The sequence below is a fragment of the Desulfobacterales bacterium genome (assembly GCA_021647905.1).
In the GTDB taxonomy this organism is placed as follows: Bacteria; Desulfobacterota; Desulfobulbia; order Desulfobulbales; family BM004; genus JAKITW01.
In genome coordinates this window covers 1-15,769 of record JAKITW010000069.1, presented here as the reverse complement: position 1 = coordinate 15,769, position 15,769 = coordinate 1, and the positions used below count along the sequence as shown (strand labels likewise).

Below are 15,769 nucleotides of genomic sequence, written 5' to 3'. Positions count from 1 at the left end.
TCGCCGTTGCGGCGAAGCGAGTTCCTGCTTGATAGCCTGTTTATGAACAGCCGGCCCTTCTCAATGGAGCGGCCGTTGGTAGAAGAAGACCCCTTTCCCGATAGGAGGGGGTTTACTGAATGTTTACTGCGAGACGGACGTGTGTCACGTTGTAACTTGTTGATTTCGTTCTGTGGCATTTGAAGCATCTGGGGTTGTTACGAGTTCATCACATTTGATTATCTTTCCGGAGATACTTTGATCATGGGACTGGTTGCACAGGTCAATTTTTCCGATATCTCTTTTGTAAAGAGTGTGTATCAAGTCAACCAGCTGCCTGGAGACGGACTGCCGGAGATTGCCTTTGCCGGCCGTTCCAACGTGGGCAAGTCCAGCCTGATTAACCGGTTGGTTAAACGGAAGGCCCTGGTCAAGGTCAGCGGCCGGCCCGGCAAGACCCAGAGCCTTAATTTCTTCCTGGCCGGCCGGCAGCTGTATCTTGTTGACCTGCCCGGCTATGGGTTTGCCCGGGTCCCCCTTAAGCTGCGGTCGCAGTGGCAGGAGTTGATCACCCGTTATCTGGAGACCCGGGAACACCTGCGGGTGGTGGTGGTGATCATCGATATCCGTCATTCACTGAAGGAACTGGATCGTCAACTGGTGGGCTGGCTGCGCGGTAAGCGGATCCCTTTCCTGGTGGTGTATACCAAAATCGACAAGCTCTCTGGCAACGAACTGCGCCAACAGGCGACAACTCTGGATGCGGGCCTGACTGTAAGCGATGCTGACCGGGTTTTGTTCTCCGCCAAAACAGGGGCTGGCCGGGATAAATTACTGGAGAGTCTTGACAGTTTTTTTCCTTAGTGGTTTATTGCATCTCCGGGGATGGATTCGTAATTCACAGGGGATGTGATGAAAAACAGGCTGCTGCATCAGGTATTATATAATATATAGTTTGTAAACCACATGGAGGGAGGGAACCTTTATGCAAGTGAACGGCGAGTGGCCCTGCTGGGAAATCATGAAGTGTGAGGGATCGGAGAACTGTCCCGCCAAACAGAATCCAGACAAACCCTGCTGGGAGATTGCCAGCACCATCAACGATTACCGAAGTGTTTTCAATGTCTGTAAGGATTGCATCGTTTACCTGCTGAAGCAGGAAGACACCATCTTTACCGACCAGGAGTTGCGGGTGATAATGGAGAAGAAAAAGGCCTGCGCCCTGGACGCGAGCCCGGCCTGATCCCTGTCAGATAATTTTCTGGAATCCAATCCGCGATTGGAAAACACGCCTTGCCTTGCATCTTCCGCTGCTTTCCGTTCCGGTGCAGAGTTGTTTCACCTGATTTAACCGGATTATTCCCTGCCGGACCGGCAGGGAATAATCCGGTCTTTTTTATAAATTCTTTCAAGTCTGTTCTGATTTGAGTACGGCGAGAAACGCCTTTTGCGGGATATCGACGTTGCCCACGGTTTTCATCCGCTTTTTGCCGGCCTTCTGTTTTTCCAGGAGTTTCCGTTTTCTGCTGATATCGCCGCCATAACATTTTGCCGTGACATCCTTGCGCAGGGCCGAAATGTTGGTCCTGGCCACAATGGTGGCGCCGATGGCTCCCTGGATGGCGATCTTGAACATCTGCCTGGGGATCTCTTCCTTGAGCCGTTCACAGGCATGGAGGGCCCGGTCGCGGGCCCGGGAGCGGTGAACGAGCTGCGACAGGGCATCCACCCGCTCACCGTTAACCAGGATGTCGAGCTTGACCAGGTCGCTCTCCCGGTAGTCGGCCAGGTCGTAATCAAAGGAGCCGTAGCCCTGGGTAATCGACTTCAGTTTATCGTAAAAATCATAGATCACCTCGGCCAGGGGCAGTTCGCCGGTGAACTCGATCCGTCCCGGAGTCGGGTAACGGTAATCGATATTAATGCCCCGCCGGTCCATGCACAGGGTCATCACCACCCCCATGTAACGCTCCGGGATCAGGATCGAGGCCCGGATATAGGGCTCCTCGGTCCGCTCCACCTGGCCCGGGTCCGGGAAATAGGACGGGTTATCGATCTCGATCATGCGGTTGTCGGTTAGATAGAAATGGTACTGGACCGTGGGCACGGTAAGGATCAGGGAGATGTCGAACTCCCGCTCCAGGCGTTCCTGGACCACTTCGAGGTGGAGAAGGCCGAGAAAGCCGCAGCGGAACCCGAAGCCCAGGGCGGTGGAAGAATCTTTCTGATAGGAGAGGGCCGCATCGTTTAATTTGAGTTTTTCCAGGGCCGTGGCCAGGTCTTCGTAATCATCGGTGGAAATGGGGTACAGGGAGGAGAACACCACCGGCTTGACTTCCTTGAATCCGGGCAGGGGCGCGGCGCAGGGGTGGTCCTTCCTGGTGATGGTGTCACCGGCCCGGGTATCGCCCACGGTCTTGACGCCGGCAATGATATAGCCCACCTGACCGGCGCTCAGTTCGGCCCGCGGTTCCCGGCTAAGCCGGAAAATGCCCACCTCTTCGACCTTGTAGACCGCGTTGTTGTGCATGAATTGAATCAGGTCGCCGGGCCGGACCCGTCCCTCGAACAGCCGGCAGGAGATGATCGTGCCGCGGAAGGCATCGTAGCGGGCATCAAAGATCAGGGCCTGCAGTGGGTTGTCCGGATCGCCGGCCGGCGGCGGCAGGTTGGCGACCACTGCCTCAAGAATGTCGCCCACGCCGATCCCCTTCTTTGCCGAGCAGACGCAGATCTGGTCAACATCCAGGCCCAGATCCTCTTCGATCTGCAGGGAAACCCCCTCCACGTCCGCGGCCGGCAGGTCGATTTTATTGATTACCGGGATGATCACCATGTCCTGTTCCATGGCCAGATAGAGATTGGCCAGGGTCTGGGCCTCCACTCCCTGTGCGGCATCGACCAGCAGAAGGGCGCCCTCGCAGGAGGCCAGGGCCCGGGAGACCTCGTAGCTGAAGTCCACGTGTCCGGGGGTATCCACCAGATTGAGGATATATTCGTTGCCGTCCCTGGCCCGAAAGGGCAGACTGATGGTCTGGCTCTTGATGGTGATTCCCCGTTCCCGTTCAATATCCATGTCATCGAGGATCTGGTCGCGGAATTGCCGGTCAGTGACCATGTTACAGTGCTGGATAAAGCGGTCGGCCAGGGTGGACTTTCCATGATCTATGTGTGCTATTATACTGAAGTTACGTATGTTTTTCATTTTGGTTTACCGTGTTGATCTGTGGTGCCGGAGGAAGTGCTGCTGCTGGCGGATGCGTTTGCAAGATCGTAATTGATCACCGGATCTGTGACCGCTTACATGGGACCGGCCCAGTCATAGCACATTCCGGTGTTGATTGGAAATTCTAAATTGCGCGTTCCATTTTTTGCGAATCAGGCCGGCCCTGAACGGATAATGTCGCAGGAACACCCTTTTTTCCCTAAGAACGGCAAGCCTGTTGTCAGAGGAAAGAGATTGACCTTTCACCGGGTTCTATTAAAATGGCGCCAATGAAGAAATCCTCCCAAAAAGATACGGCCGCCGGGGAGATGTATCCCCTGACCGCCATGCCCACGGACAGCCACCTGCCGGCGCCGAGCTATACCGGCCTGCAGAGATATCTCCAGGAGATCAGCCGGTATCCGCTCCTTTCCAGGGAGGAGACCGACGAATTGGCGGCCCGTTTCCATGAGACCGGCGACCAGGAGGCGGCCTATAAACTGGTTTCCGCCAACCTGCGCCTGGTGGTCAAGGTGGCCATGGACTTTCAGAAATACTGGATGCAGAACTTTCTCGATCTGATCCAGGAGGGGAACGTGGGCCTGGTGCAGGCAGCCAAGAAATTTGATCCCTACCGGGAGGTCAAATTTTCCTATTATGCCGCCTATTGGATCCGCGCCTATATCCTCAAATTTATCATGGACAACTGGCGACTGGTCAAGATCGGCACTACCCAGGCCCAGAGAAAGCTGTTTTTCAGCCTGAACAAGGAGCGGAAGTTGCTGGAGGCCCAGGGGTTCAACCCGGAGACCAAGCTGCTGGCCCAGCGGTTGAATGTCAAGGAAAGCGAGGTTATTGAAATGTCCCAGCGGATGGATAACTGGGATGTCTCGCTGGAGAGTCCGGTCCGCGCCGACTCCTCGGATGAACAGAAGGACTTTCTGCCCCATCGGGGACCAGGGGTTGAGGAGACCGTTGCCGGCCGGGAAATCAGGGAACGCCTTTCATCGATCCTCGGCCAGTTGCAGCAGACCCTGAATGAAAAGGAAGGGATGATTCTCACGGAGCGGCTGCTGGCTGACGAGCCCTGTACCTTGCAGCATATTGCCGATGTCTTCGGTATCTCCAGGGAGCGGGTCCGCCAGATCGAGGCGGCCCTGTTGAAAAAACTGAAAAAATACTTTGAAGACCAGTATCCTGATATTGCCGATTATTTCGAGAACGAGCTTATCCTCGATTAAGGGGTATCCCTTTTCCGGTCCCATGCATTTTCTTGTTTTCAGCTGAATACCGTGCGTACACTGACGTTCGTTCATATCTCCATTGTCTCGGTTGCCGTCCTGTTCGCGATGGTCGCGCCTGCCGTGGCAAACGAGACGCCGTCGCTGAGCCCCCATGCCCTGGTGCCGGAACGGCAGATCGTGGTGCGGCCGGGCAACCCGGTGCCGGAGTGGAAATCCTTGTGGGATAAGGCCCGTGACCTGGCCGTGGCCGGAAAACTCGATGAAGCGGTCGGTGTTTATCGGGCATTACTGGCGAAAAAACCCAATCTCGAGGAGGGCCGCTGGGAGTTGGCCCGTCTTCGAATTCATCTTGAACAGTGGGATAAGGCCGCGGCCCAGCTTGAGATTCTGGTCGAAAACGCACCGTTGCGCCCTGAATACCTTAACGCCCTCGGCCAGGTGGTGTGGAAGCTGGGTCAGTATGACCGGGCCGTGGATCTGTTCGGCAAGGTGGCTGAAAAGAGACCGGATGACCAGGCCGCCCTGGCCGGCCTGGTGGAAGGTTTGCTGAAACTGGACCGGAAAAAGGAGGCCCTGCCGGTACTGGAACAGCTCCATCGTCTTCAGCCGAACAACCTCGGGGTACGGCGTTACCTGGCTCTGCTCAGTTTTGAGATGGGAGAATACGGCAAGGCCCGGTCCCTCCTGGCCGGCCTGGCGGCACAAAAAGATGTTGACCTGGAGATTCTGCTCCTGGCGGCCCGGGTGGATGACCGGCTCGGTCAGGCCGCGTCCGCGGCCGGATACTGGCAGCGGGTATTGGAGCGAGACCCGGCCCAGGAAGAGGCCCATGCCTGGCTGGCCCGCTATTTTGAGAAAAACAACAAGCCGGATCGCGCCCTGGTACATCTTCTTGCCCTGTTGAAGCAGCGGCCCGGTCAGGACGGCCTGCTGGTCCGGGTCGGCGATCTGTACCGGCGGCTGGGCCGGTTTCAGAAGGCGTTGGCCTATTATGAAGAGTATCTGGAAAAACATCCCGATGACCATGAAGTGCTCAGGCGGATGGCTCGCTGTTATGCTGCTTCGGGCGCCAAGGATAAGGCCCTGACCGCCCTGGATCGTTATTTTACCGTTTCTCCTGACTCCGATCCGGCCCAGTTGAAGCTGGCGGCCAGTCTTTATGATGCTGCCGGCCGGTTTCATGAGGCCATCCCCCTTTATCGCCGGGTGCTGGCCGTGTCCCCTGATGACTCGCAACTCCTGGCCGCCCTGGTAAACGATCTGCTGGCCATTGGCGAGAATGAGGGCGCCCTCCGGATCTGGAAACACCTGGCCCGGGTGACCCCGGACCAACTGCCGGTCTACCGGGACATGGCCCGGCTGTTGGAAAAGCTGGGCCGGGAAGGGGAACTCTACGCGATCCTGCAGCGGATCCACGCCCTGGATCCGGAGGATGATGTTGTGCTCGGCCGGCTGGCGGTCATGGCCGTGGCCCGGGATGATTTTGCGGCGGCAGGAAAATATTTCGCCGCCCTTTCCCGGCGGGGCGAGCGGAGTATCGAGTTTATTGCCGCCCATGGGGCCTATTCCGAAAAAACCGGCCGGCTCGGCCAGGCCCTGGCCGACTATGAAGAGGTGTTGCGATCCGCCCCTGGCCGGTATGATCTGCGCCTGGCGGTGATCAGACTGGCCGGCCGGCTGGGATTGATCGGGCCGGTTCGTGAACAGGTGGCCTTTTTTGCCCGCCGGCCGGCAGCTTCCTTTCTCCCCGGAGAGCTTGACCGATTCAAAATGACCCGGGCCGATGCCCTGGGGGAAACCGGATTCTTTCACCAGGCCCTGGTCCTGTACCGCGGCCTGATAACCGGGAGCGCGGATCTTCGGCTGCGGCAGGAGGCCGGCCTGGCTCTTGCCCGCCTCTTCCGGGGGTCTGGTCTTTTTTTTGAGGCCGAGCAGGCCCTGCGGCAGCTATTGATTGTCAGCATTGATCAGACTCCTGTATTGGCGGACCTGTTTGAACTGGCCCTGGAGAGTGGCCGGGTGGCGGATGCGGAGATCTGGTTTGCGGCCCTGGTCCGGACCGGGCAGGTTCAACACCGGTCCCTGCGGTTCAAAGAGGCGCGGCTGGCCCTGGCGCGGGACAAGCTGCGCCGGGCAATCCAGATCGGCCGCCAGCTTGTTGGCGATACGGGTTCCAGGGGGGCGGACTGGTCGCAACAGCAGCTTGAGGAGGGGCTGGCCCTGGGCCGGGCCTTTCTTGTGGCAGGCAGTCCCGATGTCGCCCATGAGATCGTACGCTCCTTACCGGTGAGCGGTGAGTCCGCCCTGGCCGCGGCCGTGTTGCGGGAACAGATCCAGAGGCATCTCGGCGCCGGGGCAAGGACCCGCAACCTGGCCGCGGAGAACCTGCGGCGCGCCCAACAGCAGGGACTGCGCTCTTTGTTGGCCCTTGCCGGCCTTTACCGCGATTATCGTGATCCAGCCGGCCTCAGCGCGGTGGCCCGGATTATCGCCTCCAAGGTCCCGCAATCGCTTAAGGTTGTTTTTTTTCTGGTCAAGGCCGACGAATACCAGGGCCGGCCCGTTGAGGCCTTGAGCCGGCTGCGGCGGGTTGCTGCTCGTTTTCCGGACAACACCAGGATTCACACCGGTCTGGCCCGGCTTTTTTTCATCACCGGAGACTATGTGGCGGCGGCCGCGCAATGCGAGACCATTCTCACCGTTGATCCGGGCCGGCCGGATATTCTCCTGCTCAAGGCCCGCATTCTCTGGGCCCGGGACCAATGGGCCAAGGCAATCACGGTGTACCGGCAATTTCTGGCGCCACCAGTGGATTCGATCCTTGCCCAACAGGCCCGCGCCAGCGGGCTGCCCCTTTCTCTGCCGCCGAACCGGACGATATGGGATCGAATCCTGTTGAGCAAGGGTACGATTCCCCGGGTAACCGAGGTGGTGATGGCACCGGAGCGTGCGCTGAACCAGGCCGACGAGGTGACAATGGAGATAACCCGGCTGGCCGCGCCCTGGTATGCCCGTTACCGCTGGCAGGAGCTGTTCGCAAGCGAACTGAGCGCCAGGCGGGCGGTGCGGCGCAGGGAATACCATCGGGCCGCAAAAAGGTATGAGGCCCTGGTTGCCGAGTATGGCAAGCAGCCGTCCCTGCGTTTTGATCTGGCCGGGATTTACAGCCGGGTGGGAAAGTTGGGCGAGGAAGCCGCCATCTATGAAGAGATGCTGGCGGATACGCCCTTTTATCCCGGTCTCGCTGATGCGGCCCAGCGGAATCGTTTGAAAAGAAGGCCGCTTGTTTCCTTTTCATCGGGACAACAGGAGGATGAGGGCTGGGACGACTATCTGGCCATTAAACGGACCTGGCTGGAGACCAGTCTCTGGCTGTCGCCCCGGGCCCAGGACGAAGCCGAGGTCACCGTTGCCCGGGTCCGTTATCAGAGCCGTGACAATGCCCGCGGGCTATGGTCAAGGAGGGCCCGGTTTTCCTACCGGGCCGGTCTGAGGCCCGGGCTTGTATTGCAATGCAGCGGCGGGGTCAATGATTTTGATGATGGCCAGGGCGGGGTTGTTGTCTTTTCCTGTGGGCTGGACGGCGAGATCGGCGATAAGGTTCGTGTCCATCTCGGCTTTAACCGGGACCTGGTGGATGACACCATTGCCGGCCTGACCCGAAACCTGACCCGGAATGACACCAGCGCCGGATTGAGCGTTGACATCCTGCCCGCGCTCATGGTCGGCGGCGACTACGGGATTACTGATTTTTCCGATGGGAACCAGAAGAAAGCGTATAACGTATGGTCATCTTATATTGTTTTTGCCGAGCCGACCCTGTTGACCCTTACCTATAACTACGATTTCCAGGATACCGTTCAGGGGGCCAATCCGGGCGGTCCGGTCACGGCCGATGGTTTTGCGGTCAACGACCACCCCTACTGGGCACCCCAGGATTACTGGCAAAACCGTTTTACCCTGGCATTCAAACAACAGTTGTCCGTTGATACCCTTGCCCGGAAGGCGCCAAGGTACTATACTCTGGAATACACCCTGGGCCATGATTCGCGGGGCTATGATCTGCACGAGTTCCAAGGGGGATTCTGTGTGGAATGGACGCCGCATTTTCTGATCAAGGCGTCGGCCGGGCTGTTTCATACCGAGGGGGCCCGGAGCCGGAATATCTATCTGTCAGCTGTTTATCGCTGGTAAACGAAATTACGAGCCAGTTTGCAGGTTGCGGCGGAGCGAGAGGTTTTGTGCGCTCCGCCCTCATTTTTTTAATAAGAGGTGGAGAAGATGATTGAACGGATGCCTGTTTCCCGGGCCGGTTTTCAGCGGCTACGGGAAGAACTGGAACGGTTGCAGCGCCGGGAACGGCCGGATGTGATTCGAGCCATCGAGGTTGCCAGGGAACATGGCGATCTCAAGGAGAATGCCGAGTACCATGCGGCCAAGGAACGCCAGGGCCACATCGAGGGGCGGATCCTGGAGTTGAAGGACAAGCTGTCCCGGGCCGAGATTATTGACTGTACCCAGGTGGGAAGCGAACGGGCGGTGTTCGGCACCGTGGTCACCCTCCTGGACCTGGAAAGCGATGACGAGATTACCTACCAGCTGCTGGGCGCGGAAGAGTCGGACGTTAAAAAAGGGGTCATATCCGTTGTCTCGCCCATCGGCCGCTCAATTCTTGGAAAGTACGTGGGTGATGATGTGGTCGTCAAAACCCCCGGCGGGGTGCGCGAGTTCGAGGTGGTGGATATCAGTCTGCCTGCCCTTGATTGATCCCCTGGACCAGTGACAGCGGATAGTAAGTAAGGTTTCGGTAAACCCCGTACGTTTGAGGTTGGACCGGGAAAGGGGTTTTCTTATACCGAACGGTGTAGCGGACCCTGAGCCGCAGCCGTGACGGCAAAAACGGAAATTGAAACAACTTCGGCATGATATGCTTATGGCTTCCGAATCGCCGTTGCGGCGAAGCGAGTTCCTGCTTGATAGCCTGTTTGTGAACAGCCGGCCCTTCTCAATGGAGCGGCCGTTGGTAGAAGAAAACCCCTTTCCCGACAGGAGGGGGTTTACTGAATGTTTACGATAGTAAATACAACGAACGTTCTGTATCGTCCCAAGGCAACGATGAAATAACTTGTTGGGCAGGGTGAAAGCAACTTCACCTTGCCGCTGCCGGACGTCAATGAATCCAGATGATCCTTAAAGACAGTCCCGGGAATTCCGGCGGGCAGGGCGGGCGGCTCAGGAAGGGGTGGTGTCGGTGGTGGAGCAGAGATCCGTGGTCAGGGCCACGGGCGCATCCTTGTCGACCACCCCGTGGAGGAAGATGCGGCTGATCTGGACAGCGGTCTCTTCGATGTCATAGGAAGGCTTGGGCGAGAGAATCCACAGCCGGGACATTTCGTCCAGTGCCCCGAAAAAGGCCCGTTTGGCGATTCCCGGCTGGACATCCTTGCGAAACAGGTTCTGTTCCTGGCCCTGGCGAATGATGTTGGAGATGATATCAACGTATTCGCTGAACTTGGTTATCCGGTATTCCTTGATCAACTTGTTGTTCTGCCGCAGCTCCATCTGGATAATCTCGGCAAGCCCCCGGTTGTCACGGATCAGGGAGAGATGTTTCAGGGCAAAGATACCCAGCATCCGGCAGGGGTTGGTCTCCTGCTCGATCTGTTCCTTGACCTGGCTGATCAGCTTGCCGATTTCGATATCAAAAACAGAGAGCAGAATATCGAACTTGTTGTTGAAGTACAGATAAATGGTTCCGTCGGCAACCTTGGCGACCTTGGCGATATCTGATATTCTGGCGCTGAAAAAACCTTTTTTGGCAAAAACTTTGACCGCGGCCCGGATTATTTTTTCGTGTTTGTCGACGCTTTTCATACCACGGATCTATAGATTGAATGAACTGACAGCGAAGTAAATTATAAATATTGGCGGGTTGTGAGTGAATCACTATTCATTGGCTCAATGAAAGATAAGAGTATATCTGTTCAATGTCAAGGGTAAAATTGTGGCCCCGGCCGAGAGTTGTCCCGGCCGGGCAAAGAACTTGACAATAAACCGGGCCGGCAGGTAGGTTGCGAATCTTATTAGATGTTTTTCAGGAGTCCCCCGGGCAACCCATGGGGCGCCAATGTTGGCAATCCCGGCCTTGGCCGGCTTGCAGGGTCGCGCCGGCCGAGGCTCCGGGTCCTCCGGGGATATCTTCATTGTTCGTTGTGGCTGGGCCTGAAATTCGGTCCAGACATACTGGTTACTTAACAGGGAGAATCATTTTTTTATTAAAGATAATAACGAGGAGGTGTTATGAAAATTTTGGTGATTGGTTCCGGCGGGCGGGAGCATGCCCTGGTCTGGAAGCTGAAACAGAGTCCGCGGGTCAAACAGATATTCTGCGCCCCTGGTAACGCCGGGATTGCCGAGCTTGCCCAATGTGTGGACATCGCCGCCACCGACGTCAAGGGGCTGCTCCGTTTTGCCAAGCGGCAGAAAATAGCCCTCACCGTGGTCGGCCCGGAGTCGTCGCTGGTGCTGGGGGTGGTGGATGCCTTTGAGCGGCAGGGGCTGCGAATCTTCGGACCTGGCAAACGGGCCGCGATTCTTGAGGGAAGCAAGGTGTTTACAAAAAAGTTCCTCCAGAACTACGGCATTCCCTCGGCCGGGTTCAGTGTCTTTCGCAAGCGGGACACGGCCCTTGCCTACATTGAAAAAATGGGCCCCCCGCTGGTGATCAAGGCCGACGGCCTGGCTGCCGGCAAAGGGGTCATCGTCGCCAAAACCATGGACGAGGCCAAGGAGGCGGTGGACCTGATCATTCGGGACAAGGCCTTTGGCGAGGCCGGCAACCGGATCGTGATCGAGGATTTCATGGAGGGCGAAGAGGCCTCCTTTCTGGCCTTCACCGACGGGACCACGGTGCTGCCGCTGCCATCTTCCCAGGACCATAAGGCCATCCATGATAATGACCAGGGTCCGAATACCGGCGGCATGGGCGCCTATTCTCCGGCCCCGGTGGTCAGCGCCAAGATCCATAAACAGGTAATGGAAAAAATAATGCTGCCCACGGTGCGGGCCATGCGCCAGGAAGGAAGGCCGTACAAAGGGGTGCTCTATGCCGGGCTGATGATCACGGACGGGGTGGCCAGGGTGGTGGAGTTCAACTGTCGCTTCGGCGACCCCGAGGCCCAGCCCCTGCTGGCCCGGTTGAAAACCGACCTGGTGGACGTGATCGAGGCGGTCCTGGATCAACGGCTGGACGAGATCTCCCTTGAAGTCGATCCCCGGCCGGCGGTGTGCGTGGTCATGGCATCGGAAGGATATCCGGGCGCCTATCGCAAGGGCCGGCCGATCTCTGGATTAACAACTGCCGACAAGCTGCATTCGGTGGTTGTGTTCCATGCCGGTACCGCCCGGCGCGGTCGTCAGACGGTCACGGCCGGCGGCCGGGTCCTGGGGGTTACCGCCCTGGGGGACAACCTGGAGGAGGCGATCAACCGGGCCTATAAAACCGTTGAGATCATCAGCTGGCCGGGCTGCTATTATCGTAAGGATATCGGTAGAAAGGCCCTGGGTCTGTCAAACGGCCCGGTGGGGGTCGTGGCCATGGTCGGCATTGTCATGGGCAGTGATTCGGATCTGCCGGTAATGGAGGCGGCTGCCTCTTTTCTACAGTCCATGGGCATCCCCTATGAGATGACCGTGGCCTCGGCCCACCGCACCCCGGAACGGGCCGCTGAATGGGCTCGGACCGCTGCCGAGCGGGGGCTGCGGATCATCATCGCCGGGGCCGGCATGGCCGCCCACCTGGCCGGGGTATTGGCCTCACATACCGATCTGCCGGTAATCGGGGTTCCCATCGACGCCTCGCCGTTGAACGGCCTGGACGCCCTGCTGGCCACGGTCCAGATGCCGCCCGGCGTGCCGGTGGCCACCATGGGGATCGGCAAGTCCGGGGCCAAGAACGGTGCGGTCCTGGCCACCCGGATCCTTGCCCTTTCCGACCCGGTCCTGGAGAAAAAGCTGGTGGATTTCAAGGCGGAAATGGCGGCCCAGGTAGAGGCCAAGGCCGAGTCGATGGCCGCCCGGAATCAATGAGTAAAGCTGTTTCCCAGGAGCGGCTGAGCCGGGCCGCCGCCTGTCTGAAACATGGCGGCATCGTTGCCTTTCCCACGGAAACATATTACGGCCTGGCCGTGGACCCCTTTAATCCGGCGGCCCTGGCCAGGCTCTTTCAGCTCAAGCAACGGGCCGGCCATAAGCCGCTGTTGACGCTGATCGAACAGCAACAGCAGCTTTCCCTGCTGGCCCGGGAGGTCCCCTTTGTCTTTCAACGGCTGATGGCCCGGTTCTGGCCCGGGCCGCTGACCCTGGTATGCCGGGCGCGGCCGGAGCTGCCGGCCGCGTTGACCGCTGACACCGGCACCATTGGCGTACGAATCCCCGGTACTCCCGTGGCCCGGCGCCTGGTCGAGACCTTTGGCCGGCCGATTACCGGAACCAGCGCCAATATCTCCGGCATGGCCGCGGCGACCACCGCTGCCGGGGTGGTCCGGCAGTTCGGCGACAGGGTTGACCTGGTCCTGGACGGGGGACCGACCCCGGGCGGCAAGGGGTCAACCGTGGTCGGCCTGGATGAGACCGGGGCGGTGGTGCTGATCCGTGCCGGGGTGGTCCCTTTCCGCCGGCTGGCCGAGGTTGTTGGTTCGTAAGCAACCACCTGCAAAACCGGGCGCTTTCCCTTGGGCCGCGTCCGCCAACCCCTGCTTACGCGGAGGTCCACCGCTTGTTCCGGTAAAGCTGGTGGGGCCTGAAGTTCGCCTTATAATCCATGGATCGACAATTCTCTATCCAGTATCCGAGATAAAGGGTTTCAATCCAATGGCTCTGGCAGAAGTCGATCATGGTCAGGATGTTGAAGATCCCGGGGCTGCGTTTTTTTTCCTCGGGATCGAAATAAAAGTAGACCGCATTGAGCCAGGCCGGGCCGAGATCAATGATGCCGACCCCGATCAGCCGGTCCCGGACCAGGTAGCGGAACTCAACGGTATTGCACAGGCTGTTGAGGAAAAAACCATGGTAGTAGTCGGTGGCCGAGCTGCCGTGACCGGGATAACGGGCCGCGAGAAATGCGTCGCAGAGCGCTGTTTTTTCGGAATCGATCTCAAGGGGGGCGATCTCCACGGTTATGTCCCGGTTCCGGCGACGGACGCGCTGTTGCGACCGGTTGGGTTTGAAAACGGCCGGGTGCAGGCGGATGGGGGTACAGGCGCTGCAGCGCGGACACTCCATGGTGTAAAGACAGCTGCCGTTGCGACGGAATCCCGCGGCAAGAAAAAAATCCATGAACCCGTCGGCCAGGGAGGCAAAACAGCCATACCGGTAGATGGCCTGGCAGGGAAAACCGTAGGGACATTCCCCTGGTGGCGCGGTGACGAACAGACGAAGCAGATCCCCCGGGGAGCAGGGAAGGTGACCGGTAATACCCTTGTGGCTCATCGGGTCCCGCCTTGCCTACCCGTCGCGCTTGTGGCAGAGCAGACAGCGGTTTTTGGGCGGATGGTCGGGAGAAAGGGCCATGTTGTTGCTCTCGCTGTGACAGGTTTCGCAGACCTTTTCCGCCTCTTTTTTATCCATGTGCATAAATTCCAGGTGATTGTCATCATTGGGCAGGTGGGGGGTGGTCTCCTCGGGCGCTGACCAGAGAAAGAGAAAGATTCCACCGCAGACCACGAGAAAAAGAAGATTGTATACCAGATTTTTTTTATTGATCCCAGATGCCATTTCCTTGTCCTTTTGATTTTTTTTAATCCAAACCCTGGTTCACGCAAGGTCAGTTTGCCATTTCCAGCGCCCTGAAGGGGATCAGGCCGAGTCTGAGTCCCAGGGTGAGGAGTTCCATGGTTGCGGAACAGCACCAGTTGTTTCCGCCGGTCAGGGCCAGGGCCCTGGTATGTCGGCGGTGCCTGGCGACCAGTTGCTCAAGCTCAGGGCAGGGCGCCCGGGGGTCGAGAATCACCCGGGCCGCGGTTTCGCCGGAAACGATTGCCGGATACATCCCTTCGCCGGTGAGCCCGGAGGCCAGGCCGGCGGCGTCACCGACCAGAAATCTGTTGTCAAACCGCCAGCCCTGGTAGTCGAAGTTGATCCGTCCGGCCCGGGGGCTGCTCCCCTTGAGTTTGATCCCCTGTCTGCCGGCCCAGAGATGAAGGTTTTTTCGCATCATTGCCGGGCCCGGTCTCGAGCCGCCGCTGTAGACCCCCACCGAGGCGGAGCCGTTGTGGGGGAATATCCAGGCATACCCGTTGGCGAACAGCCTGGTGTCAAGATGCCACTCCATGTTGCTGAAGTCGCCCCTTACCTGGTAGTGGAGACCAAACCCGACCCGCCGGCTGGCCAGGCCGAGATATCTCCTGACCAGGGAACTGCTTCCGTCGGCGCCGACCAGGTACTGATAGCCAAAGCACTGGTCCGCTGTGGCCACATGACGGTCGCTGATCTCGCAGACCCTGGCACTGCTGAGTACCCGGGCGCCGGCCGCCTCGGCCCGTCCGCACATCCATTGCCCCAACCGTTGCCGGTTCACCGTGGAGATAATCGGGGCCGGGGCGGAGATCACGGCTCGTTGCCATGGGGTGCGGATATGCTGGCTGGCGAATGATCGTTCGATCAGTCCCTCCGGTACCCGCCGGATCAGGCCGCTCCAGGTTATCCCGCCGCCGCACGCCTTGGGACCGATGGTCTGGTTGCGCTCCAGCACCAGGACCTCGCGACCCTGCTCGGCCAGTATCCGGGCGCAGGCGAGCCCTCCCGGGCCGGCGCCGACAATGATTGCAAAGTATTTTTTCATAAAGGGGGGACAGGGTGAACAACCGTGTAATTTTTTTAAGAAATAGAGGTGATCTTACATGGCAAATTCAACAAACATGCAGTATAACCTCCCGGTGGTGTTCTGGCAACCGGCTGATGGCCGCGGGCCGGCCCCTGGGAGCCGGCGGTCCGGTTTTTTTAAAAAAACATTGACGAACAGCTTGGCCGCGCTATATAACGCAGCACCTTTCCGGCTCCACAAAAGATCGTTCAGACGGCAGGATGGGGTCATGACATTACTTGATGCTATGTAAGGTTTCGGTAAACCCCGTACGTTTGAGGTTGGACCGGGAAAGGGGTTTTCTTATACCGAACGGTGTAGCGGACCCTGAGCCGCAGCTGTGACGGCAAAAACGGAATTTAAAACAACTTCGGCAGGATATGCTTATGGCTTCCGAATCGCCGTTGCGGCGAAGCGAGTTCCTGCTTGATAGCCTGTTTATGAACAGCCGGCCCTTCTCAATGGAGCGGCCGTTGGTAG

At 58.6% G+C, this 15,769-nt stretch carries 14 protein-coding genes; 9 read left to right on the top strand and 5 right to left on the bottom strand.

What is annotated here, in order from left to right; translation table 11 throughout:
- From L3J03_10215 to L3J03_10205, 3 genes are all read left to right on the top strand, one after another.
- The coding region (locus L3J03_10215) for a hypothetical protein (protein ID MCF6291354.1) at nt 1-183 on the top strand (183 nt) is incomplete at its 5' end.
- 60 nt (nt 184-243) lie between these two features.
- The gene (yihA, locus tag L3J03_10210) at nt 244-843 is read left to right on the top strand and encodes a ribosome biogenesis GTP-binding protein YihA/YsxC (GenBank protein ID MCF6291353.1); all 600 of its coding nucleotides are present in this window, start codon (nt 244-246) and stop codon (nt 841-843) included.
- Nucleotides 844-964: 121 nt separating this feature from the next.
- Complete coding sequence (locus tag L3J03_10205) at nt 965-1,222, top strand: hypothetical protein (GenBank protein ID MCF6291352.1); 258 nt, start codon at nt 965-967, stop codon at nt 1,220-1,222.
- A 165-nt stretch (nt 1,223-1,387) separates the two neighbouring features.
- On the opposite strand, the gene lepA is transcribed toward L3J03_10205, so the two are convergent.
- Nucleotides 1,388-3,184 carry a translation elongation factor 4 gene (gene lepA, locus L3J03_10200; GenBank protein ID MCF6291351.1) on the bottom strand — a complete coding sequence of 599 codons (1,797 nt, stop codon included), beginning with the start codon at nt 3,182-3,184 and terminating at the stop codon, nt 1,388-1,390.
- A 290-nt stretch (nt 3,185-3,474) separates the two neighbouring features.
- Here lepA and L3J03_10195 point away from each other — a divergent pair, with 290 nt between their 5' ends.
- From L3J03_10195 to L3J03_10180, 4 genes are all read left to right on the top strand, one after another.
- Complete coding sequence (locus tag L3J03_10195) at nt 3,475-4,425, top strand: RNA polymerase factor sigma-32 (protein ID MCF6291350.1); 951 nt, start codon at nt 3,475-3,477, stop codon at nt 4,423-4,425.
- 51 nt (nt 4,426-4,476) lie between these two features.
- On the top strand, nt 4,477-8,622 hold the full coding sequence (locus L3J03_10190; protein ID MCF6291349.1) for a tetratricopeptide repeat protein: 4,146 nt from the start codon (nt 4,477-4,479) through the stop codon (nt 8,620-8,622).
- 87 nt (nt 8,623-8,709) lie between these two features.
- Nucleotides 8,710-9,195 (top strand): transcription elongation factor GreA, encoded by a 486-nt coding sequence (greA, locus tag L3J03_10185; protein ID MCF6291348.1) that lies wholly within the window; start codon nt 8,710-8,712, stop codon nt 9,193-9,195.
- Between the two features lie 166 nt (nt 9,196-9,361).
- The gene (locus L3J03_10180) at nt 9,362-9,505 is read left to right on the top strand and encodes a hypothetical protein (protein MCF6291347.1); all 144 of its coding nucleotides are present in this window, start codon (nt 9,362-9,364) and stop codon (nt 9,503-9,505) included.
- Between the two features lie 155 nt (nt 9,506-9,660).
- Here the strand turns inward: L3J03_10180 and L3J03_10175 are convergent, their stop codons facing one another.
- Nucleotides 9,661-10,302: a TetR family transcriptional regulator gene (locus tag L3J03_10175; protein MCF6291346.1), complete on the bottom strand. Its 642-nt coding sequence runs from the start codon at nt 10,300-10,302 to the stop codon at nt 9,661-9,663.
- A 426-nt stretch (nt 10,303-10,728) separates the two neighbouring features.
- On the opposite strand from L3J03_10175, the gene purD reads away from it, so the two are divergent.
- A complete protein-coding gene (gene purD / locus L3J03_10170) occupies nt 10,729-12,516 on the top strand; it encodes a phosphoribosylamine--glycine ligase (protein ID MCF6291345.1) in 1,788 nt (595 codons plus the stop codon).
- The gene (locus L3J03_10165) at nt 12,513-13,130 is read left to right on the top strand and encodes a threonylcarbamoyl-AMP synthase (GenBank protein ID MCF6291344.1); all 618 of its coding nucleotides are present in this window, start codon (nt 12,513-12,515) and stop codon (nt 13,128-13,130) included. Before purD ends, L3J03_10165 begins: the two co-directional genes overlap by 4 nt.
- Nucleotides 13,131-13,185: 55 nt before the next feature.
- On the opposite strand, the gene L3J03_10160 is transcribed toward L3J03_10165, so the two are convergent.
- Genes L3J03_10160 through L3J03_10150 form a run of 3 tightly spaced genes read right to left on the bottom strand, consistent with a single transcriptional unit; the run spans nt 13,186 to nt 15,268 of the window.
- Nucleotides 13,186-13,917, bottom strand: coding sequence for an arginyltransferase (locus L3J03_10160; GenBank protein ID MCF6291343.1), 732 nt, complete (start codon nt 13,915-13,917; stop codon nt 13,186-13,188).
- A gap of 15 nt (nt 13,918-13,932) precedes the next feature.
- Nucleotides 13,933-14,202: a hypothetical protein gene (locus L3J03_10155; GenBank protein MCF6291342.1), complete on the bottom strand. Its 270-nt coding sequence runs from the start codon at nt 14,200-14,202 to the stop codon at nt 13,933-13,935.
- Nucleotides 14,203-14,251: 49 nt separating this feature from the next.
- Nucleotides 14,252-15,268 (bottom strand): NAD(P)/FAD-dependent oxidoreductase, encoded by a 1,017-nt coding sequence (locus L3J03_10150; protein MCF6291341.1) that lies wholly within the window; start codon nt 15,266-15,268, stop codon nt 14,252-14,254.
- Nucleotides 15,269-15,769: the final 501 nt, after the last annotated feature.

Bases quoted from the DNA above. Each gene is read 5' to 3' on its own strand.
- yihA (MCF6291353.1), top strand. From the start codon at position 244: ATGGGACTGGTTGCACAGGTCAATTTTTCCGATATCTCTTTTGTAAAG.
- L3J03_10205 (MCF6291352.1), top strand. From the start codon at position 965: ATGCAAGTGAACGGCGAGTGGCCCTGCTGGGAAATCATGAAGTGTGAG.
- lepA (MCF6291351.1), bottom strand. From the start codon at position 3,184: ATGAAAAACATACGTAACTTCAGTATAATAGCACACATAGATCATGGA.
- L3J03_10195 (MCF6291350.1), top strand. From the start codon at position 3,475: ATGAAGAAATCCTCCCAAAAAGATACGGCCGCCGGGGAGATGTATCCC.
- greA (MCF6291348.1), top strand. From the start codon at position 8,710: ATGATTGAACGGATGCCTGTTTCCCGGGCCGGTTTTCAGCGGCTACGG.
- L3J03_10180 (MCF6291347.1), top strand. From the start codon at position 9,362: ATGGCTTCCGAATCGCCGTTGCGGCGAAGCGAGTTCCTGCTTGATAGC.
- L3J03_10175 (MCF6291346.1), bottom strand. From the start codon at position 10,302: ATGAAAAGCGTCGACAAACACGAAAAAATAATCCGGGCCGCGGTCAAA.
- purD (MCF6291345.1), top strand. From the start codon at position 10,729: ATGAAAATTTTGGTGATTGGTTCCGGCGGGCGGGAGCATGCCCTGGTC.
- L3J03_10165 (MCF6291344.1), top strand. From the start codon at position 12,513: ATGAGTAAAGCTGTTTCCCAGGAGCGGCTGAGCCGGGCCGCCGCCTGT.
- L3J03_10160 (MCF6291343.1), bottom strand. From the start codon at position 13,917: ATGAGCCACAAGGGTATTACCGGTCACCTTCCCTGCTCCCCGGGGGAT.
- L3J03_10155 (MCF6291342.1), bottom strand. From the start codon at position 14,202: ATGGCATCTGGGATCAATAAAAAAAATCTGGTATACAATCTTCTTTTT.
- L3J03_10150 (MCF6291341.1), bottom strand. From the start codon at position 15,268: ATGAAAAAATACTTTGCAATCATTGTCGGCGCCGGCCCGGGAGGGCTC.